We start from the raw sequence: 25704 nt of genomic DNA on the forward strand, positions 1-25704 counted from the left end.
GCCCCGGGCGCCGCGGCGGGAACAAGAAGGCGGGCGGCCTGCCGAGTGGGAGGGCCGCCCGCACCGATCCGTTCAGCCGGACCGGTTCCGATCAGTTCTTTGTGACATCGGTGCAGTCGATGTCCTTTTCCGGCAACCGGCCGGATTCCAGGAAACCGACGGTTGCGTTGTCGGCGCACGCCGAGCCTTCGTGGAAGACGTAGTGACCGCCGTTGTCGACGCCGACGAAGGCGGCGCGGTTGCCCAGGACACGGCGCAGACCGAGGCCGGCGTCCCACGGGGTGGCGTTGTCGCGGCGGTTCTGCAGGATCAGCGTGGTGCGCGCGCCCTGATCCCTCACGGCGACGGGCTTTTCGATCGGCTGTGGCCAGAAGGCGCACGGCCAGATGTTCGCCGGCATGCCGGCGGTCAGGGGCCACGCCTTGCGGTCGGCGGCGCTCCGGCGGGCGTAGTCGTCGGTGTTGCGGGACCACTCCGCGTCACCGCAGGTGAGGGCCAGGAACATGGTCGCCTGGTTGTCCGCGGGCACGCCCGGGGTGCCCGGCGTGTCGGCGAACACCTGCTGCAGCACCTTGCCGTCGGCTTCGGTGACGTGCCCGTCGGCCAGGTCGGCCGCGGCCTTCCACACCTGCGCGAGCACCGGCAGCGTGTTGTTGTGGAGGAGCAGCGCGTAGGTGACGCTGCGCAGCAGTGCCCCGCTCAATGCCTGCGGGGAGCCCGGGACCGGCGCCGGCCGGTGGTCGAGCCGGTCGGCGAGCGCGAGGAAAGTGCGGGTGACCGCGTCGGGCGTGGCGCCGAGTCCGAGGGTGGCGTTCTGCCCGGCGGCGACGGCGGCCGCGTCGGGGAAGCGTTCGGCCATGCCCTTGCCCCAGCGCTCGGCTTCCCCGGCCCAGACGTGCGCGGGGTCGACGTTGCCTTCGAGGATCATGCGGTCGGTCCGCTCGGGGTACAGCGAGCTGTAGACGGTGCCGAGGTAGGTGCCGTAGGACTGACCCCAGTAGGAGACCTTCGCCTCGCCGAGCGCTTCGCGGATGCGGTCGAGGTCGCGGGCGGTGTTGGCGGTGGTGAAGTACCGCAGGTTCTCCCCGGCCTTGGCGGCGCACTGCTGGGCGGTGGCGCGGGCGGCTTGGATGTTCGCGTCGATCGAGCCGTCGGCGGCGGGGAACGGGAAGAGCCCGGCCAAGCTGGGGTTTTGGAGGCCGCAGCTCTGCGGGGTGCTGGTGCCGACGCCGCGCGGGTCGAAGCCGATCAGGTCGTAGCCGTCCAGGACGGACTTCGGCAGTGACGGCGCCATCGCACTGGGCGTGTCGAGACCGGCCAGCGCCGGCCCGCCGGGGTTCAGCACCAGGACGCCGTGGCGCTTCGCGGGGTCCGTGCCGGCCAGCCGGGAGACGGCGATTTCGATCGACGTTCCGCCGGGGTGGCCGTAGTCGAGCGGCACCTTCACCTTCGTGCAGGTGAGCCGGGGATCCCGCGGTGCGCCCGGCGCCGCGGCCGGGCACGGTCCCCAGTCGAGGGCCGCGGCCGCCGGGGTGCCTTCGTCGTCCGCGCTGTCGCAGGCGGTCAGCCCGAGAACGGCCAGTGTGGTGACCGCCAGCGCCGCGGCGAACCGGTGGCCCGGTCGCCCGGACCTGCCTGTCGTGATCATCTCTGCTTCCCCTCCGATTTTCCGGCCCCGGCGGGTGTTTCCGGTCCGCCGGTCGTATCGACGGCGCCGAAGGTAGCGGGAAGGGGACGGTGGAAAAGTCACCCCGGAGTAAGCAGCTGCGGTAGCTCGCGCGAGGGACAACCGTCCGCCGGGCCGACGTCCCGATCGAGTTCCGAGCGGGCCGGCCGGTGCCGCGAGGGCGTTCCGGAGCGCATTTCGTCCCAGCCGGGCCGGCGCCGGCCCGGCTGCGGGGCAGACCTCAAGTCCGGGCGCTCGTCCCGGCCGGGGCGGGCGCTTGGGCGCGCTGGTGCTCGGTGATATCGATGAGCCTGCGCTTGAACCGCTGGTATTCGTCGTCTCCGAGGCGTTCGGCGTGGCGCTGCTGGATGGTGGCCATGATCTCGTCGGCCGTGCGCATCTGGGTGAGGCCGCGCTCGGTGGGGCGGATGAGCTTCGCTCGCCGGTCGCTCGGATCGGGGAGCCGCTCGACGTAGCCGAGTGACTCCAGCTCGTCGATGAGGATGCCGATGTTCTGCTTGTGCTGGCCGGAGAGCTTCGACAGGTCGGTCGCCCGGACACCGTCCGGGTCGAGGTAGGCCAGCACCGCGCCGTGGCGGGGCTTCAGGTCGGCGAAGCCCCGCTCGGCGAGCGTCGCGAACAGCTCCCGCTGCACGGCGAACAGCAGCCGGCCGGCGAGGACACCCAGGTCGGGATCCGTCGCGTTGCGTTCCGCCCGGGTGACCATCCGCCGCTCCTCGTTTCCGCTTGCCGCCGACAGCGTATCGATGCGAAGCGGGTGCGCCGGTGAAGAACGCGCGCCGGTTCACCCCTCCTGACCGGTGACGATCCGGTGGAGCCAGCCGGTGAGCTCCGGCCAGACCGGGTGGTCCGGGTGGACGACGGCGTCCGCAACCGCGGGCCACACATCGGGGCGGGCCGGCTCCGGCGCGTCCTTCGGCGGTTCGGCTTCCGGATCGGCCAGCACCTTCCCGAAGCCCGCCGCGTCCGCCGCGCGCAGGTCGAGCGCGCCGGCCGGCTCGGCCACGCCGACCGGCGTGACCTTCGGGTGGGCGCCGGGAGCCTCGGGCGGCAGGACACCGCGATGAGCCGCCCAGGTGGCCAGGTGCCCGCCCGCGGAGTGGCCGAGCAGCACCACGCGCCCGGTGTCGAGCGCCGGGTCCATGCCGTCCAGGGCATCGACCGCCGCGGCGACGTCGAGAAAAGTGCCCGGCCAGCCGCCGCCGGGCTCGCCGACCCGGCGGTACTCGACGTTCCACACCGCGTCGCCGCGCCCGACGAGGTCGTCGACGACGTCGGTGATCTGGCGGCGGTCCCACATGGCCGACCAGTAGCCGCTGTGGAAGACCGCCACGACGGGGAACCGGCCGTCGCCTTCCGGCAGGTACAGCTCCCCGACCTGCGACGGTTCGGGGCCGTAGGCAATGGTCGCCGGGGACGTCTCGCCGGGCATGTCGGCGATGGCGACGTAAAGACCGAGATGCCGGATCCAGTCCCGCTCCGGACCGAACACGAGCCGCCGCACCGCCGAGGACGAGGTCGAAGCTTTCCGAAGCACCGGAAGCGAACTTGACGTTCACCCGGTCGTCGCGCTCGGCGATCGAGTTCACCGGCTCGCTCAGGCGCAGGTCCACGACCTCGGGCAGCGCGTCGGCAAGGATCCCGGACAGGTCTTCGCGGGCGATCTCGATGTCGTCGGGCGAATCGCCGATGTCGGCGGCCAACCGGCCGACGGCCACGCCGTTTGCGTCGACGAAGTGCACCTGCGACTCCGGCGACCTCCGCCGCGACCTGGTCGACTTCTTGATGCTGTTGTCCGAGATCGTCGCCGTCGTCTTGGCCGGCATCCACGCCGTCACGCCGTAGAGGCCGAGCGCAAGACAACGGTCCCCGGAGTGCTCGGGGGTGGAGGCTGGGCAAGGACGGTTGCGGCTGCCCGTTCTCAGCAGGTGATCGTGGCGTTCGCCCAGTCGGCGTGGTCGTTGGTGTTGCCGTCGCCGGCGTCGGTCACCACCAGTTCCAGCACCTGGACGCCGGTCAGCTGCGCGGACAGCGCCTGTGCCTTGTCGCCGGGGTGCATGACGCCCGTCGCGGCGAGTTCCTTGCCGTCACCGAGGATGCGGAACGCCACGCTGCCGCCGGAATTCTCGTCGTCCATCCCGACCAGTGCGCCCACGGACGTGCAGGACGCGCCGACGTAGACCCGCACGCTCGATGGGGCGTGGGCGCCGATGCCGTCGTCGTAGCCGACCCCGGCGATGGTGATCCGGTGGCCGTCACCGGGCCGGCTCTCGCCGTTGCTCGTGCCGCGTTCGGCCGGGCCCCAGCCGTTGTCGGCCGACAGCCACGGGGCCTTCGACAACGCCGTCGTGCCGGACGGCGGGCGGGAGACGAGCGGTGACGTGCCCTCCGCGCCCAAGGCGCGCTTGCCCCACGCGGTGGAGTAGTCGGCTTTGGCGGCCAGCCTGACGCGCTCGCCACTGGGCGCCACCGGCTTGAACGTGACCTGCTGCTGCCACGCCGTTCCCGGGGGTACGGCCGGAACCGTGAACGTGCCGGGGCCGTCGAGCTGCCAGCCGACGGGCGTCGCGACGGTGGCCCGGAGCTGGGTGAGCGGCGTGCTGCCGTCGTTGGTGACCTGGAGGGTGGTGGTCAGCGGGCGGTCGGCGGGCACGTAGTCCGGCGCCGGCAGGGCCAGCGTCGTCATCGGCGCGGCCGACGGGTGCGTCGACGGCCAGACCCGGAAGACGGACGAGTCGTGGGACGCGACGGTGTCGCGGAGGGTGCCCGCGGTTTCGGTTTCCGTGCCGGTCCAGAGGTCGCGGACGCGGAAGGTGTGGCCGTCGAGACCGAGTTCCGCCGCCGTGGTGCCGATGGTCGTGCTCGCCGGCCCGCGGTTGAAGAGCACCACCGCGGCCGATCCATCGGACATCGGCTTCGTCCAGACTTCGGTGTCGCCGTCGTCGCGGAGCTTGTGGCCCTGGGTGCCGGCCCAGTCCTGGTCCAGTGCGATGACGTCCTTGTTCTCGAGGATCGCCTTGGTGGCGGGCGACATCGCGGGCAGGTCGTTCCCGGCCAGCAGCGGCGCGTTCAGGAGCGCCCACAGCGCGAAGTGCGACCGGTATTCGGTGTCGGTCATGCCGCCGTTGCCGACTTCGAGCATGTCCGGGTCGTTCCAGCCGCCGGGGCCCGCGAACTCTTCCAGGCCGACCTGCTGGTCGAGGATGCCGGTCATGCTGCCCCAGTTGTCGCTGATGTCGCCGGTGGTGCGCCACAGCTGCGCGCCGGCGTCCCGCCCCCAGGTCCACGGCTTGTTCTCGCCCCATTCGCAGAGGGCGTAGATCATCGGGCGGCCGGTCTTCTTGATCGCGTCGCCCATCTTCGTGTAGCGCTCGATCGCGGGACGGCCCTGGTTGTTGCAGTTGTCGTACTTGAGGTAGTCGACGCCCCAGTCGGAGAAGGACTGCGCGTCCGCTTCCTCGTGGTCGAGCGCGCCGGGCATGGTCTTCTGGCAGGTCTGTGTGCCGGCGCTGGTGTAGATGCCGAGCTTCAGGCCGAGCCCGTGGACGTAGTCGGCGAGGGTCTTGATGCCGTGGGGGAAGCGTTCGTGGCTGGGTTCGAGCTTGCCCTCGGCTGTGCGATTCTGTTCCGCCCAGCAGTCGTCGATGTTGACGTACTGGTAGCCCGCGTCCTTCATGCCGGACGACACCAGTGTGTCGGCGGCACCGCGGATGAGGTCCTCGTTGATGTCGCAGCCGAACCTGTTCCAGCTGTTCCAGCCCATCGGCGGCCGTTCGCCGACGCGCTGGGCAGCGAAGTAACCCGGTTCCGCGGCGGCGGCGGGGACGGCTTCGGCGACCGTGACCACCGAGGTGCAGGCGGCTATCGCGACGGCAATTCCAACAAGACGACGCACGAGTACCTCCAGGAGTGCGCAACTTTGCGCAGACTCACTCAACAATCAACACGACCGGGCGGGCGGGCGTCTACGTCCGTTAGTAGGTAATCCGTCCGTGCCTCCGGTGGCGGCCGGTGGCGGTTGGCGCGCCGTGTCGGCCCGAGCCCGACGAACGGCGTGGGCCGATCGAGGTACCGGGCGCGTTGCTTGATCACCTCTCTTGACAAGGTGCCGGAAAAGCACCTACATGGACAATGGTTCAAACCACTTGTCAGGAGTTGGTCTACCGTGGTCAAGCTTGGCCGGATCACCGCGTTGCTGGCAGGCGCCGCCCTCTTGGCGGCCATGACGACAGGCACGAGTGCGGCGAGCACGTCCGCCGCGCCGCGCAAGACCGGGCCGATCACCGTGGCCTACGTCGAGGTGAACAACAACAGCATGCTGAACGTGGGCAAGTACGCACTCGCCCAGGACGGCGGCAACGTGTTCGACGTCGGCGTCATCTTCGCCGCCAACATCAACTACGACACGGCGACGAAGTCGGCGTACCTGTACTTCAACCCGAACGTGCAGAGCGTCCTCGACAACGTGAGCACCCAGGTCCGCCCGTTGCAGGCCAAGGGCATCAAGGTCATGTTGTCGATCCTCGGCAACCACCAGGGTGCCGGGTTCGCCAACTTCCCGTCCCAGCAAGCGGCCGCGGCCTTCGCCAAACAGCTGTCCGACACCGTGACCAAGTACGGCCTCGACGGCATCGACTTCGACGACGAATACGCCGAGTACGGCAACAACGGCACCGGCCAGCCCAACGCCAGTTCCTTCGTCCACCTCGTCACGGCCCTGCGCGCGGCGATGCCCACCAAGCTGATCTCGCTGTACAACATCGGCCCGGCGGCATCGAGGTTGTCCTACGGCGGCACCGACATCACCTCGAAGTTCAACTACGCCTGGAACCCGTACTACGGCACCTGGGGCGTACCGAACATCGCCCTCCCCAAATCCGGGCTTTCCCCCGCGGCGGTCCAGATCGCGGCGACGTCCACCAGTACTGCCGCCAGCCTCGCTCAGCGAACCGTGAACGAGGGATATGGCGTGTACCTGACCTACAACCTCGGCGCCGGCGACTCGCATGCCTACATCTCCAGCTTCACCAAACCGCTGTACGGCAAGGACGCCGTGTACAAGCTCTAGCCTCGGTTGCCGGGCGCTGACCAACTGGTTCGCGGCCTGTGGGCCGGGTCGGTCGTCGAGGCCGCCTGCGCCGGCGGTCCACGCGTCGTGCCGCTTGCTCTGATGGGAGCTGTTGCATGCGTGGTCCGGAACGCGACGGCTGCCTCATGGCGTGGCACGTTCGATCGGTCTGATCTTCGCGTTCATCCCGATCATCGGGATCGTCGCGTGGCCGCTGACGATCCTCGGCTTGGTCTTCGGCATCGTCGGGACGTTGCGTGCCAACCGGGGCCAGGCGAGCAACAAGGGGCTCGCCATCACCGCTGTCGTGCTGTCGGCGATCGGGCTGGTGATCTGCGTGATCTGGACGGTGGCCTTCGGCAAGGTCGTCAACGACGCCGCGAACGGCCTGCCGACCGCCGCCGCGCCGCCGGCCGTCGCGGACGTCGGGTCGCAGCCCGCCGCGGCAGCGCCGACCGCGGCGGCAGCGGCCAAGCACACCGTGGTCCTGGAGGTCACGACGGCGGCGAAGTCGAACCTGCAGTGGAGCAGCGGGTTCACCACGAACTCCCAGGACGTGCTGGAGAAGGGCAAGACCTGGAGCCAGACCCTGACGATGGAGGACCTGGCGTTCACCTCGGTCAGCGCCACTCCGGTCGAGTTCAAGCTGGGCAGCAAGGACAACACCTGCAAGATCACCGTCGACGGCAAGGTCGTCGTCGAACAGCACAACAGCATCGGCGCCATCTGCACCTACCAGCCCTGAACCGCGAGCCGTCCGCCGCCGCGTCGGACCCCGTCGATCGATTATCCCGCCGACCGCTCGCACGAGGTGTTCGGGGAGAATCGGCAGTCCGTCACCGAGGGGGTTTCGTCATGCGCCTGCTGCCCGGTCCGGGGCCGGCCGCTCGGGGGATGGTTCCCGACGCCGAACTCACGGCCGACCCGGACTACGCCGATTCCGAGCTGGCCGCCGCCGTCGCTGCGGCCCTCGCCGGTGATTGGCGCCCTGCCGCCGGTCTGGTCGCGGCCCGGCACGGTGACTGGGACCGGCGTACCGCTGTTGTCGACGCCCTCGCCACCGTCGCCACCACCGAACGGCAATGGCTGCGGGATTGGCTCGCCGAGCTGGAGGGCGATCCGGATGCCACCGTCGTGCAGGCGCAGACGTTCGTCGCGCTGGCTTGGCAGCGGCGGGGCGCCGCGGGGGCCCGGTACACCAGCCGCCGGCAGCTGGGGCCGTTCTTCCAGTTTCTGGAATACGCTCAGGAGACCGCCTGGAAGGCAGCTGAACTTGCCGAAGCGGATCCGACGCCGTGGGCGACCCTGGTCACCGTCGCGATGGGGCTCGGGATTCGATACCAGCCTTTCGACGGCATCTGGTCGGGTCTGATCGTCCGCGCGCCCACCCATCGGCCGGGGCATGACCGCGCCTTGAGCTACTGGTGCCCGAAGTGGCACGGCACCGAAGAGCGGCTGCTCGACTTCGCGGCCGGGGCTGCGGCTCTTGCGCCGTCGCTGACGCCGCTGCCGCTGCGGGCGGCGTTCGAGATGGCGCTGGAGGGCAATCCGATCTGGCGGAGCCGCTATGTCCAGGACGCTCTCGACGCGGCTTTGCCCTGGCTGGACGGCGCAGGCGCCCAGCACCCCGCGACCAGGGCAGACCGCGCATACGCCATCTACGCGCTGCACCACACTGGCCGCCACGACGAAGCCGTCGCGCAGTTCCGGAAGCTCGGCGGCCACGCTGACGGGTACGTCTGGAACTTCACCACCGACGTCCGGCGCGGCGCGGACCCGGTGAAGCAGTTCGCGGCCCTGCGCGCGCTGACGTGCCGGAAAGCAAACTGAAGGTCCCCGGCACCGGTCAGCCGCGGCCGGGGGCCAGGTTCTGCGTGCCCACCGCCGCGAGGAGGTCGAGCTTGTCCCGGGCGTCGGTGCCCGGCCGGGGTGTGTAGACGACGACCCGCAGGTTCGAGCCCTGGGTGGTGAGAACGTCGGAGTCCAGTTCGACCGGGCCGACCTCCGGGTGGTCGATCACCTTGTGCCCGCTCTGGTGCTCGGCGACCGCTGCGGCCGACCACAGCTCGCGGAAGCGCGGTGCGCGCTGCAGCCGGGTGATCAACGCCTTGAGGTCCGGATCGGCCGGGTAGCGGCTGGTCGTCGCGCGCAGGTCGGCCACGATCGACTCCTCGAACGCGGCCCGTTCCGCCGGGCCGAACCGGACGGGGTTCGGCATGTCTTCGAACTGCATGAGCAGCAGGTTGCGGTGCTCCTCGCCGATCGTCGTGGGATCGCCGAAGGTCGCGGCGAACAGCGGGTTCCAGTGCAGCAGCTGCCAGGTTGCGTCGTAGACCGCGAGCGGGTGGCCGTCGAGCCGCTCCAGCAGCCGGCGGACGCTGCCGGGGATCAGCCGGGGGACGCGGTGGGGGTCGGCCGCGTGCCCGGCCAGGCGCAGGAGGTGGGACTGCTCCGGGTCGGACAGCTGGAGGGCGCGGCCGAGCGCCGCGCAGACCTGCGCGGACGGTTTCGCGGCGCGCCCCTGCTCGAGGCGCACGACGTATTCGATCGAGATTCCCGCGAGCACGGCCAGTTCCTCGCGACGCAGCCCCGGGGCACGCCGAGGCGCCCGGTGCGGGATACCCACGCTCGCGGGCTCGAGGCGATCGCGCCACGTCCGCAGGGCCCGGCCGAGTTCCTCCATGCGTCCATTGTGCGAGCAGCGCAACCGGCGCGGGTGGTACTGCCGTTACCAGGACATGCCGTGGCTGTCTGCCGCGTGGGGGAGCGGCGCACGGTGGACCCATGAATGCGACGAACCCCCGCACCCCGTCCGAGCTCGTGGTCGTCACCGGTGCAAGCACCGGCATCGGCCGGGCCACCGCACTGCGGCTGGCCGCCGACGGCTTCCATGTCCTCGCCGGGGTCCGGACCGAGACCGCCGCCGCGGAGGTGAAGGCCGAGCGCATCGAGCCGGTGTTGCTCGACATCACCGATGTGGACCAGGTGGCCGTGCTCGGCGAGCGGGTCCGCGGTGCCGGGCGGCCGTTGCGCGCCGTGGTCAACAACGCCGGGATCGCGGTGAACGCCCCGGTCGAAACCCTGCCGCCGGCCGACTGGCGCCGGCAGTTCGACGTCTCCGTGTTCGGTCAGGTGGCGGTCATCCAGGCGGTCATGCCCGCACTCCTGCGGAGCAAGGGGCGGGTCGTCAACATCGGGTCCACCGGTGGGAAGGTCGCGATGCCGGGCTTCGGCGCGTACTCGGGCGCGAAATTCGCCATGGAGGCCATCAGCGACGCGTTGCGGCGCGAGGTGGAGCCGTTCGGTGTCTCGGTCGCGGTGATCGTCCCGGGAGCGGTGCGCACGAAGCTGACCGAGCGCGGGGGAGCGACGGCGGACCGGCTGGTCGAGGCCATGACTCCGGAGCAGCGCACCCGCTACGCGGGACTCATGAAAGCCTTCCGGGCGACCACGCAGTCCTGGGACGCGGACGGCCTCGACGCGAGTGTCGTCGCCGACGCGGTTTCGAAAGCGATCCGGGTGCGCAAGCCCCGCACCCGCTACCCGGTCGGCCGGGACGCCGCGGTGATGACCCGGCTCACCCATCTCGTCTCGGATCGCTTGCTGGACCGGATGGTGCGTGGCGCGATGGGTCTGTGATCCGACCTGGGTCAGAGCCGAGGTGCCGGCAGTTCGATGCCGCTCAGTCCGGAGTAGAGGATGAACGGGAACGGGCCGGTGTCGCGATTGCGCTCGACCAACCGCTCCAGGGTTTCCTGGCGCAGCGCGGACAACGCCGGGTGGCCGGCGTGGCGCAGCAGCGCGTGGTCGACCAGGCGCAGGGCGACTGGCAGGTGGTCACGGTCGAGCAGCTCGCGGACCACCTGAGCGTGCCGGCCCGGGTCACCGGCGGCCAGCAGGTCCAGCGCCAGCGCCCATTCCTCGGGGAAGATGTGCTCCACGCCCTCGCCGTCAGGCTGCCAGTTCCCGGTGTACTGCCGGTGCGCCCGTTTGATCAGGCCCTCCCGCACGAGCAGGTAGGGCAGCACGGCGTCGGGGTGGTCGCGCAGCAGTTCGGGCAGGTGGTTGCGGCGCAGGAGCCGGCCGAGGGTGTGCCAGTCACGCAGGTCGGCGTGCACGGTGTCCAGTAGCGACTCGATTGCGGCGCGCACGTGGGGGATGGTGGCGGCGGTGAAGTTGTCGGTCAGCGGCGGGTGCCCGTGGATCACCACTTCCGGTGCGAGCCGTTCCACCGCCCGCATCCCCTCGATCAAGCCTGCCGGAGAACCTTCGCCGAAGAACGGTGCACCCAGGTAGGGCATCATGATGTCACCGGCGAACAGCACGCCCCGGGCCGGAAGGTGGATCAGCAGTGCGTCCGCGGTTTCCCGCCGGTGACCGGAATCAGCTCGACGTCCAGGTCGCCGATGCGCAACGTGGTCGGCGCGTCGATCAGCTGGTCGGGCGCACCGTCCAGGCCACGCGGAGTCTCGCCGGCGGGCAGGAATCGCGGCCAGGGCGGGCGAACGCCGTCCCGGTGCCGGATGTCGGACCGGGCCACGACCCGGGTGTCCGGTCCGCGCAACGCGGACAAGCCGCCCACGTGGTCCCAGTGCCCGTGGGTGATGAGCACGTGGGTGACGGGATCGGTGGTGACGGCGCGGTAGGCGGCGAGCGCGGCGGCGGCGCCGCCCGGAGTGCCACCCGCGTCGACGGCGATCACGCCGGTGCCGGTCTGGACGAACGCGATGTCGGAGAAGTCGTAGCCCTGGGCGACGTGCACGCCCGCGGCGACCTCGACGAGGCGTGGCGGGACGAACCGGAAGCCGGCGTCGTCGGTGACCCAGTAGTCGGCGGCCAGCAGCGCCGGGTGCCGGTCGGTGCCGACCTTGTCCCGGGCGCGCGCAGCGTCGTCGTCCCGCCCGGCCGCCGCGTACAACACGGCCAAGCCGTGGTAGGCGGAGCGGCGTAGCCCGGAGGGGAACCGGTCGGGCAGCGCGACCACCAGTTCGAGGTCGGCGATGCCGGTGGTGAGGCCGGCCTGGGCGCGGACGATACCGCGCAGGTAGTTCGGCAGGCCGATCTGCTTGGCGACGGCCGCGTCGAGCGCCGCCGGCGCCTCGTCGAGTCGTCCGTCCATCTTGGACAGCACCACCCCGAGGACGGCCTGCGGCAGGGCCTGGTCCGGGTGCTCCAGGACGAGCTTGCCGAAGAACTCGTGTGCCTCGTCGTACCGGCGGGCGGCGAGCAGCTGGTTCATCAGCACGAGCAGCACCCGTGGTGAGGGGTTCGGCCAGCCGGCGGCGATGCGCAGGCCGTCGATGTCGGTTCTGGTGGCGAAGGGTTCGGACACGGTGATCCTCCGGATTGGGTGATAACGGCAGCGCGGCCTCGGCGAAGGGGATCAGGCGCCGATCACCTGCGTCCTCATCGGCTCAGGATCGTTTCGTGGTAGGTCTTTCCCCGGCTCAGCCCGAGCGCCCGGGCGATGGGCCGCCGGGTCAGCGCGGTGGCGATCAGGTCGCCGATGCGTGGTGACACCGCCTCGCCGAGCAGCAGCATGTTGGCCGTTCGCGGCAACACGACGCGTCGTTTCCCGCGCCGGACCGCGGTGACCACGGCGCGGGCCACGTCGTCGGCCGCCAGCGGGGTCATGTGCCGGAACGGGGGAGGCATCTCGGCTTCCGCCGCGTCCCTCAGCAGGTCGGTCGCGGTGAGGGCGGGGTGGATCACCGAGACCTGGATGCCGCTGCCGGCCACCTCTTGGCGAAGGCTGTCCGAGAACGCGGAGACCGCGTGCATCACGATCGCGTACGAGCCGAAGCGGGCGAAGGCTTTGCGGCCCATCACCGACGACATGTTGACGATCGCGCCCGACCGCTGCCGCCGGAACACCGGGAGGACGCGTTGCGTCACGTCGATCGCCCCGAACAGGCTCGCGCGCAGTGTGTGCCCGACGTTGTCGGCGAAGTCCGTCGAGCCGATCGCGCCGACCTTGCCTGTGCCCGCGTTGTTCACCAGCACGTCGATCCGGCCGAACCGCGTGATCGCGGTGGCGACCAGGGCGGTCACGGCGTCGGGGTCGGTGACATCTGTCGGGACCGGCACCGCTTCCGAGCCGAGTTGGCGGACCTCCTTCGCCACCAGGGCGAGGTGCTCGGCCGACCGGGCCGCGAGAACCAGCCGCGCTCCTTCCCGGGCGAACGCCAGTGCGACGGCCCTGCCGATTCCTCGCGAGGCCCCCGTCACCAGTACGACCTTGTCCGCGAAGTGAGTACTCAAACCATCCTCCTTGATGTATATACAACAAGCGGTCGTTCGAACACGGTCGCGCCGACCGTGCTTTCTACGTGCCGGGCGGGTATCCGATGTTGCTCGCAATCGCCTGGACGGCGTTCACGCCGGTCGCTCCGAGCAGCTGCGTGGCCTGCTGCTGAGCCTGCCGCCACTGCGGCATCACGGACTCGATCTTGGCTCGGCCGGCGCGGGTGAGCGCCACCTCCCGGATCCCTTTCGCGTCGGACGAGACGGCCTCGATCCAGCCGTGGTTCAGCAGGAGGTTCATGTTCCGGCTGACCGTGGACCTCTCCAGTTGCAGCACCTCGCCCAGCTTCGACGGTGGACACGGGCCAACCCTGCCCAGCGCGGCCAGCAGGTTGACCTGGGCGATCGTCACACCGTGGCCACCGAGGGCGCCGTCGTAGAGGCTCGTGAGGGCGCGGCTGATCAGCCGGGCGCGCACGGCCAGGCAGTCGTTCGCGATCTCCTCGATGGAGGAACTGCTCATGCCGCTACTGTTGTATATACATCAAATCTTGTCAACGGGACCGCACGGACGGATGACTCAGCCTTGGTGGTCACAAACCGCGCGGCTGTCCCGTCCTTGCGGTGTACCCGTTCGGCCGAGGAGGTCTTCCCAATCGAGCACTCGACGATCCCGCCGTACCTGTGCGCGCTGTACTCGCTGGACCCGGCGCGCAACCCCGAAGCCACCCAGGTCGTGGGCACGGTCCTCGCCGACGCGAGCAGGCACTGGCGCTGATGAAGATGCCCACCGGCGACGGGAAGACGACCGCGGGCCCGACGTTCGAGTACGTGCCACCCGAGCGGCGGAACTGAAGCACAGGCCGCCCGAGGATCGCGCCTTCACGTGATGGGCGGCGCAACGGGGCCGCCGCGGTGGGAGCTACGTCACGCCCGCGGGGGAGCGGACCACGGTGAGCGTTGCCGGACCGACCCGCAGGATTCCGTCGTCGAGCGGAGTGCAGCGGACGCCGCCGTGTCCGCGGAGCGCGCGGAACGCGCCGGGTGCCAGTACCGCGTCCATCCAGGCGCACGGGTGGGCTGGGCGGTAGACCTGGAACCGGACTTCGCTCGCTCCGGAGTCGAGGCCGAAGACAGCTCCGGTCCCGCCGCGCGGCGCGGCCAGCTCGTCGACGGGGAACCCTCGCACGACGATGTTGCGTCGCGGCAGGTGCGGGTCCGGCACGGCGGCGAGGTCGAGGTCCCGCGCGAGAACGTCGAGTGATTCGGCGGCGAAGAGGGTGACGGCGGCCCGGCGGTGGGCGGGCTGGTTGAAGTACCGGTCACCGACGAGCCCGAGCCCGGCGCGCACGGTCACCTCGTCGCGCTCGCCGGGTTCCGGATCGGGGCGCGGGCCGTCCGCGGGACGGCCTTCGAAGGCGTGTGCGGAGGAGACCAGCAGCGCGACGATCTCCACCGGGACCGTGTCGGACGGGTCTGGCATTGCTCTCCTCTATCGGGCCGGCGCGCGAACCCGGAGTTCGCGCGCCGGCGTCTTTCACCGGCGGTCGCCGGTGAACAGGGTGCGGTAGTCGCCGTAGCCCGCGCCCTCCAGGTCGTCGAGGTGGATGAACCGCAACGACGCGGAGTTGATGCAGTAGCGCATCCCGCCCTTGTCGAGCGGGCCGTCGTCGAAGACGTGGCCGAGGTGGCTGTCCCCGTGCAGGGAGCGGACCTCCGCCCGGATCATCCCGTGGCTGAAGTCTTCCCGCTCGACGACGTTCGCCTTGACGATCGGCTTGGTGAAGCTCGGCCACCCGGACCGGCTGTCGTACTTGTCGACCGACGCGAACAGCGGCTCGCCGGACACGACGTCGACGTAGATGCCCGGCTCGTGGTTGTCCCAGTACGCGTTCGCGAACGGACGTTCCGTGCCGTCCTGCTGGGTCACGCGGTACTGCTCCGGATCCAGCCGCGACACCGCTTCCGGATTCTTGTGGTACTCGGCCTGCTGAGGCACAGCTCTCCCTTCCCCGCCTTGCGGCGCGAAGCTGGGGCACCAGGTGAAACGCACCTGGACGTGCAGCTGTACAGACGTTCGGCACACCCGGGCTATTCCGCAGGACGGCGGGCGGCGCGGGCGCGTTCTTCTTCCGTAAGGATTGGGTCCTGGCCACTGACCGCCGAGGCTGCGTTGACCAACGCTGACCTGCGGGTACTGACGAGCAGTGCCCCCGACCTGCACCTGTGGCCCGCGACACGGGGTGTTGCGCGCCGAAGTCCGGACGGGCAAGCCGGCGAGAAAAACGGGCAGTCCTGGTCGGTCGCCGGTCCTTTCCGGTGCGTCGCGGCCGCGACCGGCGATACAGTGCAATATCCGCGCAAGTGGAGTTCATCTTGGGTTGGGTGCAGCTTTTTTCTGGACGTGCCAACTGCTCGACAATGACGTGCACGTATTCGAAAGACTCGGGAAACGGCAATGGGTTGCGCGTTTCCGTCGGTGACAAATGGAGTTCTTTTGCTGTTCAGTGACGGGAAAGTGCGCGCCGGCTACGCGGATTTCGTGGACCGTCAGATCGCGGCTGTCCGCCGGGTCCACGCGGGCGAAGAGGACCTTCCGGCCCTGCACGCGGGCAAACTCGTCCGGACGCTCGTCGCCGCCGCGGATTCCCGGCAGTACGGGAGCGTGCTCGCCGGTTGGCGCGACGAAGAAACCGTGGCGCGGGCGCGGGCCGACGAGCCGGCCGCCTTCGTCGAGAAGGTGCTGGCCGAACTCGCCGTCCTCGGTCAGGCGGAGTTCCGGTCCGGCTCGAGTGCGGTCTTCACCCGCCCGGTCGGCGAGTTCCTGCACTACTACGAATCCTCGGGAACCACCGGCGACCCGGTGGCCGCGCCCAAGGCGCTGGACGACCTCACCGCGAACACGATCAACATCGGCGAGATGTGGGGCCGGGTGCTCACCCCGGCGGACTCCGCGCTGGTCCTGATCAACGGCCCCTTCGCGCCGGCCGGGTACCAGTTCGAAAAGGTGATGGAGTACCTGGGCGTGCTCTCGGTCCGCTTGTGGGTCGACAACGTCACCGGCGACTACACCCGGATCCTCCGGTTGCTGCGCGAACTCTCGATCAGCACCTATGTGGGTTCCCCTTCGCGGCTGCTGGAGATGCTGCATTTCGCGTACCGCCACGGCGAGCCGCTGCCCCGGTTCCGCCGGCTGCTGCTCATGGCCGAGCAGGCCGGCCCGGCGCTGTTGCGGCACCTGGAGCGGCTGACCGGGGCGAAAGCCTTCGTGGGCAGCTTCGGCTCGTCGGAGACGGGCACGACCGCCGCCACCTGTGAGCGGGGCAGGCTGCACCTCCAGGTGCAGAGCTACCTGTTCGAGCTGGCCGACGCCGGTGGGATCCGGCCGGTCCACGGCGATCACGACGACCAAGGCGAGCTGGTGGTCACCTGTCTCGACCTGCGCGCACGTCCCCTGCTGCGCTACCGGACCGGCGACCTGGTCGAGGTGAGCGGGACGCCCTGCCCGTGCGGGGTGGCCCTCCCGGTGGTGCGGACACTGGGGCGCGTGCAGGACGTCATGCGCCTCGGCGGTGACGGTGTCCGCCAGCAGGACGTGGAATCGGTGCTGTGGGCCGAAAACAGCGTCGAAGCAGGGCACTTCACCGTCCTCAACTACATGCTCGTGCTCCGCGGCTCCGATGTCGTGTGCCTGCTCACCACCGATCGCGAACCGGAGGCACCCGGCCTCGACGCGGTACGACGGCGGCTGGCCGCCCTGTTCGACGGCCGCCACCTTTCCGTGCGGACGGTCCCGGCGCTGCCGCCGCTGGCTTCCCTCGGTTCGTACCTCGGCTGGAAGCTCTCCCGGCTGGTCGACCTGGACGACCCCGCGATGACCGACCGGCTGCCTCCGCCCATCGCGGAAGTCGTCCGCGTTTCCCTCGCCGAGATCGAAGCCACCACCGGCTTGCGGCCGGCCTCCGCCCTGACAGAAGGACTCCGATGAGCGCACCCGAACCCGCCATGACCGATGCGGAGAAAGCCCAGTTCGTCCTGGGCGTCTACTTCCGGACGCAGGCGGCGATCGAGAAGTACCTCGGTGCCGACGGCCTGCCCGCGTGGACCGCGCACGTGGCCACCATCAACTCCGCGGCCATGCTCAACCGCATCGAAGACCCGGCCGACCGCGCCCGTGACCTGCTGACCGGGCTGGCCACCATGCTCGACGTCTACGGCTCCGACACGGTCCGCACCGACGAGCCGCACCGCACGTCACTCGCCGTCCGCCGCTGCGGTATCTACGACTACCGCGAGCGCGCGCAGGCACAGGGCGTCGAGCTGACCCTGCGGCGCCCGTGTGAGTACTGCGTCGACCTGCATCACCGGACGGCGGACAAGCTCGGCGTCACGGTGGCGCACGAGCTGGGCGAGCGCAGCTGCCACTGGACCGTGCAGGTGCCCGAAGCCGGCGCCGGGAAGGACCTCCCGTGACCGCGGCCGACACCCTGCCGCTGCCGTACCGGCGTGCCGCGGACTGCCCGTTCGACCCGGATCCCGAATTCGCCGAGCTCCGCGCCACGCGGCCGGTGTCCCGGGTGTCGATCAACGGCGGCGACGAGGTCTGGCTCATCACCCGGTTCGACGACGCTCGCCAGGTGCTCGGCGACGCCCGGTTCAGCAGTGAGCTGACTCCGCTGGGGATCGTGCTCCCGGAGCCGGAGGACCGGACGCTGGCCGACGAGCTGCGGTCGCAGCAGCCGGGGACGTTCATCGAGTGCGACCCGCCGGAGCACACCCGGCTCCGGCAGATGATCGCGGGCGAGTTCACCGAACAGCGCGTCCGCGCCCTGCGGCCGCGCTTCACCGAGATCGTCGAGGAGCGGCTCGACGCGATGGCCGCCGCCGGGCCGCCGGTCGACCTGGTCGGCCTGTTCGCCCTTCCCGTGCCTTCGATGCTCATCTGCGAACTGCTCGGCCTGGACGCGGACGGGTTCGACTTCGCCGGCTTGACCAGGATCATGACCGACGTGATGTCCGGTCTCGAGACGCTGATCCCGGCGCGGGACGCGCTGCGCGCCGGGATGCGCGCGCACGTGGTGGCCACCAGAGCCGATCCCGGCGACAACCTGCTGGGCAGGGTGATTCGGCGGTATGGCTCGGAAGTGACCGACGAAGAGCTCGTGGGGATCGGCAACCTGCTGCTGGTCGCCGGCCACGAGACCACCGCCAACATGCTCGGCATCGGCACGTTGGCGCTGCTGCGCCACCCCGCGCGGCTCGCCCGGCTCCGCGACGACCCGGCGATCGTCGGGTCCGCAGTGGACGAGCTGGTCCGGTACGTCTGCATCCCGCACCACGGCGAGATCCGCACGGCCACCGACGACGTGCTGGTGAACGGGACGTGGATCCGCCGCGGCGAGCAGGTGCTCGTGTCGCTGCCCTCGGCGAACCGCGACCCGGCCAGGTTCGAGCGCCCGGACGAGCTGGACTTCGACCGGCCGCCACGGACCCACCTCGCCTACGGGTACGGCATCCACCACTGCGTAGGCCTGCCGCTCGCCAGGATGGAGATGCACGTCGCGTTTCCCGCCCTGCTGAAGCGGTTCCCGTCGCTGAGGCTGGCGATCGGCTTCGACGAAGTGTCCTACCGCCGGTCCAACGTGACCTACGGCGTCCATTCGCTGCCGGTCACCTGGTAGCGCGTCCACGACGACAGGAGCAGCAGTGCCCAACATCGCGAAGGTGCTGGCGAGGGTCGTGGTGGACGACCTGGACCAGGCCATCCCGCTCTACCAGGCGCTTTCCGGCGCCGAACAGGTGCAGAAGTTCGGTCACGGGCCCGTGGAACTGGCCAGTGTCGGCCCGTTCCTGCTGCTGGCGGCGGACGGCGCCGAGGGCTACACCGACCGGACCGCGACCATCCTCGTGTTCGACGTCGCCCCCGTCGTCCGGGAAATCGAACAGGCCGGTGGCGAGATCATCGAGGGCCCGTCGGCCGGGCCCAACGGGGAACGGCTGGTGGCCAGGCATCCGGATGGTGCCGTCTTCGAATACATCGCCGTCCCGAACGGCTGAGCGGTGGGGCGGTGGGGAGCCTCACCTTTGCTGCTCGTCGGCGGTACCGGCGCCGCGTAGCGCGGAAAGCCCCTGCTCGGCAGGGACGACGTCGTCCGGTGCACCGTGCTGCGGTGGCCGGTGCGCCGGGTCGGCGAACGGGGCGAGCAGTTCGCGCAGCTCGTCGGCCGTCAACCGGCTGTTCGCCGGGCGGGCTTCGGCCGGCGGCGGATCGGGGTGGTCCAGCCCGAGCATCGCCAGCAGCTCCGCTTCGTCGTCACCGTCGCGTGCGTGCCGCTGCACCGTGCGGGTGGCACGCCTTCGTTCCTCGGGCGACGGCCGGCCGGCCGCGGTGGTCCCGAGCATCGTGCTCCCTCCTCGGTCGTCGCGGGCGGTTCACACTTCCGGTTCGGAGACGTCGAGCCGGTACCCGGGGACGAGCCGCGGGTGGCCCGGGGTGAACTCGACCCAGACCGAGCCCGGGCGGAGGTCGGGGGTCCGGCCGACCACGACGCCGGTCCGCCCGTCGAACCGGCCGCCGTGGGCCCGCACGTGCACGCCGTTGGGGAACCCGCCCGCACGGGCGGGCCCGGGGCCGTGATCGTGGTGGAGATAGCCCATGTCAGTTCCCCTTCCGCTCGTTGACCGGCACCTTCAGGCAGCGGGCGATGCCGAAAGCCTGATCCCTCGCCGGGCGACGCGGGCGTGTCCCGGGTATTTGGTCCTTTGCGGACATTTCAGTCCTTCTGCGTGGCAGGCGGTGGCGGTGTCCGGAATTCGTCGGTCCATCGGTTCGCCTCCGGTTCCCACCGTGGCACCGGACCGCGGGGTGCCGGGAGAGGCGGAGGGCCTCGCCTCCCGGGACTTCGGGTTACTACCGCCGCCGCGGGGCGTCCCGCCGGGCGGCCACCTGTCGTGGTCACCAACGAACCGGGCTCGGTGCTCGAAGCGTGCCAAGAGGCCGCGCGCAAGCTGGAAAGCGCGCTCGAGAGCAAGTACGGCCGCGGACCGAAGGGGCCGAGGTCGCCGGGCGGCGGGACCGAAGTCCACCGGACCCGCCGGCCGGGCGAGAACCACCCGTGGTGATGACCTTCGGCCCTAGGCCCGTCCGCGGCGCCGCCGGTTCACTGGGTCCGGGAGGTCCGATGACCAGCGACGGCACGGTGACGATCGATCTCGCAGGACTCGGCGGGCTGGTGGACGCCCTGATCCGCGACGGCTACCGGGTGATCGGGCCGACCGTGCGCGACGACGCGGTCGTGCTCGCCGAGCTGGATTCGGCCGGGCAGCTCCCGGCGGGGTGGGGCGTCACCACCGGGCCGGGGCACTACCGGCTCCGGCGGCGCGACGACGGTGCTGTTTTCGGGCACTCGGCCGGCCCCCAGGGCTGGAAACGCTTTCTCCACCCCCCGCGACGCAAGCTTTTCGAAGCCACCGCGGACGGGGGGTTCACCGCCGAAGAACCCGAGCCGGCGCGCTACGCCTTCCTCGGCGTGCGCGGCTGCGACCTCGCCGCGATCGCCGTCCTCGACCGGGTGCTCGGCGGCGCCGCGCACCCCGACGGTTCGTACCGGCGCCGCCGTGCGGAGCTGTTCATCGTCGCCGCCAACTGCACGGAGCCGGGCGAAGTGTGCTTCTGCGCGTCCATGGGCACCGGCCCGGCGGCCGGGCCCGGGTACGACCTGGCGCTGACCGAGCGCATCGACGAAGACGGGCACCGGTTCGTCGTCGACGTCGGCAGCCCGGACGGCGACCGCCTGCTGGCGCAGGTCGCCACGCTGCCGGCGCGCGGTGCCGAGGTCCGTGCGGCCCGGGAAGCCGTCGCCGCCGCCGCGGACCGGATGGGCCGGGCCATGCCGGCCGTCGATCTGCCCTCGGTGATCCGGGAAAGCCGGGAGTCCCCGCTGTGGGCCGAGGTGGCGAGCCGCTGCCTGACCTGCGCCAACTGCACCATGGTGTGCCCGACGTGCTTCTGCACCACCACCGAGGACGTCACCGACCTGACGGGCGAGCACGCCGAACGCCACCAGCGCTGGGCGTCCTGCTTCGAGCTCGATTTCTCCTACGTGCACGGCGGCAGCGTCCGGACGTCCGGGGCGAGCCGCTACCGCCAGTGGTTCAGCCACAAGCTCGGTACCTGGCACGAGCAGTTCGGGACGTCCGGCTGCGTCGGCTGCGGTCGGTGCATCGCCTGGTGCCCGGCGGGGATCGACATCACCGAGGAAGCGGCGAAGCTGGCCGGAGGTTGCTCGTGACGGCCGAACCGATGGTGCCGGTGCCGTACCGGGTCTCCGGCCGGGTGGTGGAGAACGCCGACTCGGTCACGGTCCGGTTGGAGCCGGTCGGCGAACCGGTGCCGGAAGCCCGGCTCGGGCAGTTCATGATGCTGTACGCCCCGGGGATCGGCGAGGTGGCGATCTCGGTCAGCGGACCCGGGCCGATGCACACCATCCGCGCCGTCGGCGCGGTGAGCCGGTCGCTGCACGACCTCGCGCCGGGCCGGATCGTCGGCGTGCGCGGCCCGTACGGCACGAGCTGGGACGTCGAGGACGCGGCCGGGCACGACGTCGTGATCGTCGCCGGCGGCGCCGGGCTGTGCCCGCTGCGGCCGGTGCTCGCCGCGGTGCTCGCCGAGCGGGCCCGGTACCGTCGGCTGGTCGTCGTGGCCGGCGCCCGGACCCCGGCGGAATTCCTCTTCCCGCACGAGCTGGCCGCCTGGGAGCGGCGGCACGACGTCGAAGTGCTGCGGACCGTCGACCGCCCGGCCGAGGGCTGGACCGGACCGGTCGGCTTCGTGACCGAACCGCTCTCGGGGCTGGCGCTCGACCCGGCGGCCACGCGCGCGTTCCTCTGCGGCCCGGAGCCGATGATGCGCGCGTGCGCGGAAGTCCTGCTGGCGAAGGAAGTTCCCGCCGCGGCGATCCGGGTCTCCCTGGAACGCGCGATGAAGTGCGGCATCGGGCTGTGCGGCCACTGCCAGCTCGGGCCGCTGCTGGTCTGCCGGGACGGCCCGGTCGTCGACTACACCGTCGCGGGTCCCCTGCTCGCCGTGAAGGAGCTGTGATGACGACACCGACGCTGGCCGTCTGGAAGTTCGCCTCCTGCGACGGCTGCCAGCTGACCCTGCTCGACTGCGAAGACGAACTGCTGGAACTGGCCGGCAAGGTGCGGATCGCGCACTTCCTCGAAGCGTCCAGCACCGTGCTCCCCGGCCCGTACGACGTGTCGCTCGTGGAGGGGTCGATCACCACCCCGGCCGACCTGCGCCGCATCCACGAGGTGCGGGCCGCGTCGAAAACACTCGTCACGATCGGGGCGTGCGCCACGGCCGGTGGCGTCCAGGCGCTGCGGAACTTCGCCGACGTCCGGGAGTTCGCCTCGATCGTCTACGCGCACCCGCAGTACATCGACACCCTGGCGACGTCGACGCCGGTGGCCGCGCACGTCCCGGTGGACCACGAGCTGCACGGCTGCCCGATCGACCGCGGGCAGCTGCTCGGCACGCTCACCGCGCTGCTCGCCGGGCGCGCGCCCGACCTGCCGGACACCAGCGTCTGCACCGACTGCAAGCGCCGCGGGCTCACCTGCCTGCTGGTCGCCGGCGACACGCCGTGCCTCGGACCGGTCACCCGCGCCGGCTGCGGAGCGCTCTGCCCGGGCGTCCACCGCGGGTGTTTCGGCTGTTTCGGGCCGATGGCCAAGCCCAACACCCCGGTGCTGATCCCGTTGCTGCGTTCGCGCGGGATGAGCGAGGACGACGTCGACCGCGTCTTCAGCACCTTCACCGTGGCCGAAACGCGCCGCGAACGGGAGGAACCGTGAGCCACCGCAGCCGGCAGCTCAAGGTCAGCTCGCTGGCCCGCGTCGAGGGCGAAGGCGCGCTGCGCGTGCGCGTCGCCGACGGGCGGGTCGAGGCGGCCGAGCTGAACATCTACGAGCCGCCGCGGTTCTTCGAGGCGTTCCTGCGCGGCCGGGCGCACACCGAACCGCCGGACATCACCGCGCGGATCTGCGGCATCTGCCCGGTGGCCTACCAGACGAGCGCGTGCAACGCGATCGAAGACGCCTGCGGCGTCACCCTCGACCCGGGGATCGCCGAGGCGCGCCGGCTGCTCTACTGCGGCGAGTGGATTTCCAGCCACGCCCTGCACATCCACCTGCTCCACGCCCCGGACTTCCTCGGCCACCCGGACGCGATCAGCCTCGCCACCGAGCACCGGGACGTCGTCGAACGCGGCCTGGCGCTGAAGAAGGCCGGGAACACCCTGCTGGAGACCCTCGGTGGCCGGGCGATCCACCCGGTCAACGTCCGGGTCGGCGGGTTCTACTCGCTGCCCGCCCGGGCAGACCTGCGTCCGCTGGCCGAAACACTGCGGCGGGCGCTCGACCACGCCCTCGCGACCGTGCGGTGGACGGCGGGGTTCGAGTTCCCGGACGTCGAACTCGGCCACGACCTGCTCGCCGCGTACGAGCCGGGCCGCTACGCCATCGCGGACGGCGGTCTGCGCACCGCCTCGGGCCTGGAGTTCGCCGCCCGGGAGTTCCCGGAGCACGTCGTCGAACGGCAGGTCCCGCACTCGACGGCGCTGCACGCGGCACTCGACGGCCACCGCTACCTGACGGGGCCGCTCGCGCGCTACACCCTCAACTCGGCGCAGCTGTCGGAAACCGCGCGCCAGGCCGCGGCGGAGGCGGGACTGGGCCCGGTGTGCCGCAACCCGTTCCGCAGCATTCTCGTCCGCGGGGTCGAAATCGTGTACGCGATCGAGGAAGCCCTGCGGATCATCGACGCGTGGGAACGGCCGCCGCGGGCCTTCGTCGAGGTGCCGCCGCGCGCCGGGACCGGCCACGGGATCAGCGAAGCACCACGCGGCACGCTGTACCACCGCTACGAGCTCGGCGCGGACGGGCTGATCCGCGCCGCGACCATCATCCCGCCGACGTCGCAGAACCAGGCCGCGATCGAGGCCGACCTGCGACAGGTCGTCGAGGACCACCTCGACCTCGAAGACGCCGAGCTGACCACGCTGGCCGAACGCACGATCCGGAACTACGACCCCTGTATTTCGTGCGCCGCGCACTTCCTGGACATCACCTGGGAGGGCCGGTGACGCGGGCGGTGGTGATCGGCGTCGGCAACGAATACCGGCGTGACGACGGCGTTGCGGTGGCGGTGCTGGCCGCGCTGGACGCGGACCCGATCCCCGGTGTCCGCACGGTGCTCTGCGACGGCGAACCGGCCGCCCTCCTCGACGCCTGGTCCGCTGTGGACACCGCGGTGGTGGTCGACGCGGTGCTCTGCGAACCCGCCACCCCGGGTCGCGTGTGGACGTCCACTGTGGACGGCTGGCCGCCGCGGGCGGTGCCGGCCAGCTCGCACGCGCTCGGCATCCCGGACGCGGTCCGGCTCGGCGCGGCCCTCGGCCGGGTGCCGAAGGAGCTGGTGGTTTACGCGGTCGAAGCGGCGGAGCTCGGCCTCGGTACCGGCCTGAGCCCGGCGGTGCGGGCCGCGGTGCCGGAGGTCGTCCGCGCGGTGCGGGACCGGCTGAGCCCACCCTTCACCGGGTAGCCGGCGGGCGGAACGAACCGTCACCGGTCGCGACGCCGCCCCGGGGCACCCGCGGGACCTGGGGCTTCTTCGGCGGCGTCGGCGGTGGGGCGGCCTCCGGGACGACGGTGAAGGTCGCGACGAGCGTCCGGTACGCGATCAGGCCGTTGCCGCCCCGGCCTTCGCAGCGCACCGACACCGAGTACCGGCCCGGCGCCACGGCCCGCACGGCCGCGGACAGCTCGGCGGTCGAGGGGAGGGGATCCACGGCTCCCGAGACGGCCAGCGCCGCCGACTCGACCGGCAGCAGCGGCCGGAAGGAGAACGGCTCCTCCACCGGGCACTCGATCCGCACCCCGACCCGGCTGCCGGCGACGCCTCGGCCCGGTTGCACGGCCAGCCTGCCTTCCGGGCCGGCGGTCGCGGCCGGGCCGAGGCCGAGCAGCAGCGCGGTCGTCGTCAGCACGATGGCTCCGGAATGGCGGGACATGGCCCTCCCTCGCTCGTCCGTACCCGCTCACCGTGGTCCGGCGGCCTGCGCGCGGGTAGGGAAGAAAGACCCCGGCCGTGGTGTCCGAGGTCCATCGCCACCGCGGGGGTCAGCGGCCCGGGCCGTCTGCGGCCGGTGCGGTGCCGAACTGGCCCTGCCAGGTGGCCTGGGCGCCGGAGTCGCCGATGCGGTAGACGTCGAAGACCGCCGCCCCGGCGGCCGCGATCGACAGCGCCGACACCACCACCGTGACGGCCTTCGACGCCGGGGCCAGGAAGGTGCGGCCCGGCCGTCCCGTTTCGCGGTGGCGCCACCACACCAGCAGCGCCAGCACGGCCACCGGGATCGCCACCCAGATCGCGGTGTCGCCGAGTTCGGTGTGGGTGCGCACGAGCGGCGTCCGCGCGACCCGCCGTTCGAGCCATTCGCCCGCTTCGGTGGTGATCGGGACCAGGATGACGACGAGGACCGACAGGATCGCGTTCGGGACGGCGAGCTTGGCGCGCGCGGCCGGCCAAACGGCGCTGAGGAGCAGGAGCAGGGCGGACAGCGGCAGCAGCACGACGATCGCGTGCACGAGCAGGATGTGGGCGGGCAGGCCGTTGACGGTGGTCATGGTGTCCTTCGCGGAG

At 71.3% G+C, this 25704-nt stretch carries 31 protein-coding genes; 16 read left to right on the forward strand and 15 right to left on the reverse strand.

Annotation, left to right across the window (positions count from 1 at the left end):
- Window positions 1-91: 91 nt before the first annotated feature.
- From ACWEGE_RS16450 to ACWEGE_RS16460, 3 genes are all read right to left on the reverse strand, one after another.
- Window positions 92-1648: an alpha/beta fold hydrolase gene (locus tag ACWEGE_RS16450; RefSeq protein ID WP_449661282.1), complete on the reverse strand. Its 1557-nt coding sequence runs from the start codon at window positions 1646-1648 to the stop codon at window positions 92-94.
- 259 nt (window positions 1649-1907) lie between these two features.
- Window positions 1908-2393, reverse strand: coding sequence for a MarR family winged helix-turn-helix transcriptional regulator (locus ACWEGE_RS16455; RefSeq protein WP_449661283.1), 486 nt, complete (start codon window positions 2391-2393; stop codon window positions 1908-1910).
- A 78-nt stretch (window positions 2394-2471) separates the two neighbouring features.
- On the reverse strand, window positions 2472-3224 hold the full coding sequence (locus ACWEGE_RS16460; RefSeq protein WP_449661284.1) for an alpha/beta hydrolase fold domain-containing protein: 753 nt from the start codon (window positions 3222-3224) through the stop codon (window positions 2472-2474).
- Window positions 3225-3235: 11 nt separating this feature from the next.
- On the opposite strand from ACWEGE_RS16460, the gene ACWEGE_RS16465 reads away from it, so the two are divergent.
- Entirely contained in the window at window positions 3236-3532 is a 297-nt protein-coding gene (locus ACWEGE_RS16465; RefSeq protein ID WP_449661285.1) for a hypothetical protein, read from the forward strand.
- Window positions 3533-3608: 76 nt separating this feature from the next.
- Here the strand turns inward: ACWEGE_RS16465 and ACWEGE_RS16470 are convergent, their stop codons facing one another.
- Complete coding sequence (locus ACWEGE_RS16470) at window positions 3609-5582, reverse strand: NPCBM/NEW2 domain-containing protein (RefSeq protein WP_449661286.1); 1974 nt, start codon at window positions 5580-5582, stop codon at window positions 3609-3611.
- Between the two features lie 270 nt (window positions 5583-5852).
- Between ACWEGE_RS16470 and ACWEGE_RS16475 the strand changes: the two genes are divergently transcribed.
- The 3 genes from ACWEGE_RS16475 to ACWEGE_RS16485 all read left to right on the forward strand — a co-directional run bounded on the left by ACWEGE_RS16475 (window position 5853) and on the right by ACWEGE_RS16485 (window position 8585).
- Complete coding sequence (locus ACWEGE_RS16475) at window positions 5853-6755, forward strand: endo-beta-N-acetylglucosaminidase H (protein WP_449661287.1); 903 nt, start codon at window positions 5853-5855, stop codon at window positions 6753-6755.
- A 151-nt stretch (window positions 6756-6906) separates the two neighbouring features.
- Window positions 6907-7500: a DUF4190 domain-containing protein gene (locus ACWEGE_RS16480; RefSeq protein WP_449661288.1), complete on the forward strand. Its 594-nt coding sequence runs from the start codon at window positions 6907-6909 to the stop codon at window positions 7498-7500.
- Between the two features lie 110 nt (window positions 7501-7610).
- Window positions 7611-8585: a DUF4034 domain-containing protein gene (locus ACWEGE_RS16485; RefSeq protein ID WP_449661289.1), complete on the forward strand. Its 975-nt coding sequence runs from the start codon at window positions 7611-7613 to the stop codon at window positions 8583-8585.
- 16 nt (window positions 8586-8601) lie between these two features.
- On the opposite strand, the gene ACWEGE_RS16490 is transcribed toward ACWEGE_RS16485, so the two are convergent.
- On the reverse strand, window positions 8602-9438 hold the full coding sequence (locus ACWEGE_RS16490; protein WP_449661290.1) for a helix-turn-helix transcriptional regulator: 837 nt from the start codon (window positions 9436-9438) through the stop codon (window positions 8602-8604).
- A 101-nt stretch (window positions 9439-9539) separates the two neighbouring features.
- On the opposite strand from ACWEGE_RS16490, the gene ACWEGE_RS16495 reads away from it, so the two are divergent.
- On the forward strand, window positions 9540-10394 hold the full coding sequence (locus ACWEGE_RS16495; protein WP_449661291.1) for an SDR family oxidoreductase: 855 nt from the start codon (window positions 9540-9542) through the stop codon (window positions 10392-10394).
- Between the two features lie 11 nt (window positions 10395-10405).
- Here ACWEGE_RS16495 and ACWEGE_RS16500 read toward each other — a convergent pair whose 3' ends face one another.
- The 4 genes from ACWEGE_RS16500 to ACWEGE_RS16515 all read right to left on the reverse strand — a co-directional run bounded on the left by ACWEGE_RS16500 (window position 10406) and on the right by ACWEGE_RS16515 (window position 13521).
- Window positions 10406-11059 carry a hypothetical protein gene (locus tag ACWEGE_RS16500; protein WP_449661292.1) on the reverse strand — a complete coding sequence of 218 codons (654 nt, stop codon included), beginning with the start codon at window positions 11057-11059 and terminating at the stop codon, window positions 10406-10408.
- 41 nt (window positions 11060-11100) lie between these two features.
- Window positions 11101-12087 carry an MBL fold metallo-hydrolase gene (locus ACWEGE_RS16505; RefSeq protein ID WP_449661293.1) on the reverse strand — a complete coding sequence of 329 codons (987 nt, stop codon included), beginning with the start codon at window positions 12085-12087 and terminating at the stop codon, window positions 11101-11103.
- A gap of 74 nt (window positions 12088-12161) precedes the next feature.
- Window positions 12162-13016: an SDR family NAD(P)-dependent oxidoreductase gene (locus ACWEGE_RS16510; protein ID WP_449661294.1), complete on the reverse strand. Its 855-nt coding sequence runs from the start codon at window positions 13014-13016 to the stop codon at window positions 12162-12164.
- A gap of 64 nt (window positions 13017-13080) precedes the next feature.
- Window positions 13081-13521: a MarR family winged helix-turn-helix transcriptional regulator gene (locus ACWEGE_RS16515; RefSeq protein WP_449661295.1), complete on the reverse strand. Its 441-nt coding sequence runs from the start codon at window positions 13519-13521 to the stop codon at window positions 13081-13083.
- Window positions 13522-13617: 96 nt separating this feature from the next.
- On the opposite strand from ACWEGE_RS16515, the gene ACWEGE_RS16520 reads away from it, so the two are divergent.
- Window positions 13618-13776, forward strand: a complete 159-nt coding sequence (locus ACWEGE_RS16520) for a ferritin-like domain-containing protein (RefSeq protein ID WP_449661296.1) — start codon at window positions 13618-13620, stop codon at window positions 13774-13776.
- A 144-nt stretch (window positions 13777-13920) separates the two neighbouring features.
- On the opposite strand, the gene ACWEGE_RS16525 is transcribed toward ACWEGE_RS16520, so the two are convergent.
- Together ACWEGE_RS16525 and msrB are read right to left on the reverse strand one after the other, a co-directional pair.
- Complete coding sequence (locus tag ACWEGE_RS16525) at window positions 13921-14481, reverse strand: MOSC domain-containing protein (protein WP_449661297.1); 561 nt, start codon at window positions 14479-14481, stop codon at window positions 13921-13923.
- 54 nt (window positions 14482-14535) lie between these two features.
- The gene (msrB, locus tag ACWEGE_RS16530) at window positions 14536-14997 is read right to left on the reverse strand and encodes a peptide-methionine (R)-S-oxide reductase MsrB (protein WP_449661298.1); all 462 of its coding nucleotides are present in this window, start codon (window positions 14995-14997) and stop codon (window positions 14536-14538) included.
- Window positions 14998-15540: 543 nt separating this feature from the next.
- Between msrB and ACWEGE_RS16535 the strand changes: the two genes are divergently transcribed.
- The 4 genes from ACWEGE_RS16535 to ACWEGE_RS16550 are packed head-to-tail and all read left to right on the forward strand — an operon-like array spanning window position 15541 to window position 19055.
- Window positions 15541-16986, forward strand: a complete 1446-nt coding sequence (locus ACWEGE_RS16535; RefSeq protein WP_449661299.1) for a phenylacetate--CoA ligase family protein — start codon at window positions 15541-15543, stop codon at window positions 16984-16986.
- On the forward strand, window positions 16983-17471 hold the full coding sequence (locus tag ACWEGE_RS16540) for a hypothetical protein (RefSeq protein WP_449661300.1): 489 nt from the start codon (window positions 16983-16985) through the stop codon (window positions 17469-17471). Before ACWEGE_RS16535 ends, ACWEGE_RS16540 begins: the two co-directional genes overlap by 4 nt.
- A complete protein-coding gene (locus tag ACWEGE_RS16545) occupies window positions 17468-18679 on the forward strand; it encodes a cytochrome P450 (protein ID WP_449661301.1) in 1212 nt (403 codons plus the stop codon). The genes ACWEGE_RS16540 and ACWEGE_RS16545 overlap by 4 nt, the downstream gene beginning before the upstream one ends.
- A 25-nt stretch (window positions 18680-18704) precedes the next feature.
- Window positions 18705-19055 carry a VOC family protein gene (locus ACWEGE_RS16550; protein WP_449661302.1) on the forward strand — a complete coding sequence of 117 codons (351 nt, stop codon included), beginning with the start codon at window positions 18705-18707 and terminating at the stop codon, window positions 19053-19055.
- A 21-nt stretch (window positions 19056-19076) separates the two neighbouring features.
- Here the strand turns inward: ACWEGE_RS16550 and ACWEGE_RS16555 are convergent, their stop codons facing one another.
- Window positions 19077-19400: a hypothetical protein gene (locus ACWEGE_RS16555; protein ID WP_449661303.1), complete on the reverse strand. Its 324-nt coding sequence runs from the start codon at window positions 19398-19400 to the stop codon at window positions 19077-19079.
- Window positions 19401-19430: 30 nt separating this feature from the next.
- On the reverse strand, window positions 19431-19655 hold the full coding sequence (locus ACWEGE_RS16560) for a hypothetical protein (protein WP_449661304.1): 225 nt from the start codon (window positions 19653-19655) through the stop codon (window positions 19431-19433).
- A 294-nt stretch (window positions 19656-19949) separates the two neighbouring features.
- On the opposite strand from ACWEGE_RS16560, the gene ACWEGE_RS16565 reads away from it, so the two are divergent.
- The 6 genes from ACWEGE_RS16565 to ACWEGE_RS16590 are packed head-to-tail and all read left to right on the forward strand — an operon-like array spanning window position 19950 to window position 24603.
- Window positions 19950-20120, forward strand: coding sequence for a hypothetical protein (locus ACWEGE_RS16565; RefSeq protein WP_449661305.1), 171 nt, complete (start codon window positions 19950-19952; stop codon window positions 20118-20120).
- Between the two features lie 59 nt (window positions 20121-20179).
- Window positions 20180-21289, forward strand: a complete 1110-nt coding sequence (locus ACWEGE_RS16570; protein ID WP_449661306.1) for a 4Fe-4S dicluster domain-containing protein — start codon at window positions 20180-20182, stop codon at window positions 21287-21289.
- Entirely contained in the window at window positions 21286-22098 is an 813-nt protein-coding gene (locus tag ACWEGE_RS16575) for an FAD/NAD(P)-binding protein (RefSeq protein ID WP_449661307.1), read from the forward strand. Before ACWEGE_RS16570 ends, ACWEGE_RS16575 begins: the two co-directional genes overlap by 4 nt.
- Window positions 22098-22856, forward strand: coding sequence for an NADH-quinone oxidoreductase subunit B family protein (locus ACWEGE_RS16580; protein WP_449661308.1), 759 nt, complete (start codon window positions 22098-22100; stop codon window positions 22854-22856). Before ACWEGE_RS16575 ends, ACWEGE_RS16580 begins: the two co-directional genes overlap by 1 nt.
- Window positions 22853-24145: a Ni/Fe hydrogenase subunit alpha gene (locus ACWEGE_RS16585; protein ID WP_449661309.1), complete on the forward strand. Its 1293-nt coding sequence runs from the start codon at window positions 22853-22855 to the stop codon at window positions 24143-24145. Before ACWEGE_RS16580 ends, ACWEGE_RS16585 begins: the two co-directional genes overlap by 4 nt.
- Entirely contained in the window at window positions 24142-24603 is a 462-nt protein-coding gene (locus tag ACWEGE_RS16590; protein WP_449661310.1) for a hydrogenase maturation protease, read from the forward strand. Before ACWEGE_RS16585 ends, ACWEGE_RS16590 begins: the two co-directional genes overlap by 4 nt.
- On the opposite strand, the gene ACWEGE_RS16595 is transcribed toward ACWEGE_RS16590, so the two are convergent.
- Together ACWEGE_RS16595 and ACWEGE_RS16600 are read right to left on the reverse strand one after the other, a co-directional pair.
- The gene (locus ACWEGE_RS16595) at window positions 24593-25072 is read right to left on the reverse strand and encodes a hypothetical protein (RefSeq protein WP_449661311.1); all 480 of its coding nucleotides are present in this window, start codon (window positions 25070-25072) and stop codon (window positions 24593-24595) included. The two genes, ACWEGE_RS16590 and ACWEGE_RS16595, sit on opposite strands and share 11 nt — an antisense overlap.
- A 109-nt stretch (window positions 25073-25181) precedes the next feature.
- The gene (locus ACWEGE_RS16600; protein ID WP_449661312.1) at window positions 25182-25688 is read right to left on the reverse strand and encodes a DUF2231 domain-containing protein; all 507 of its coding nucleotides are present in this window, start codon (window positions 25686-25688) and stop codon (window positions 25182-25184) included.
- Between the last annotated feature and the right edge of the window lie 16 nt (window positions 25689-25704).

Source organism: Amycolatopsis sp. NPDC004747 (assembly GCF_053601335.1).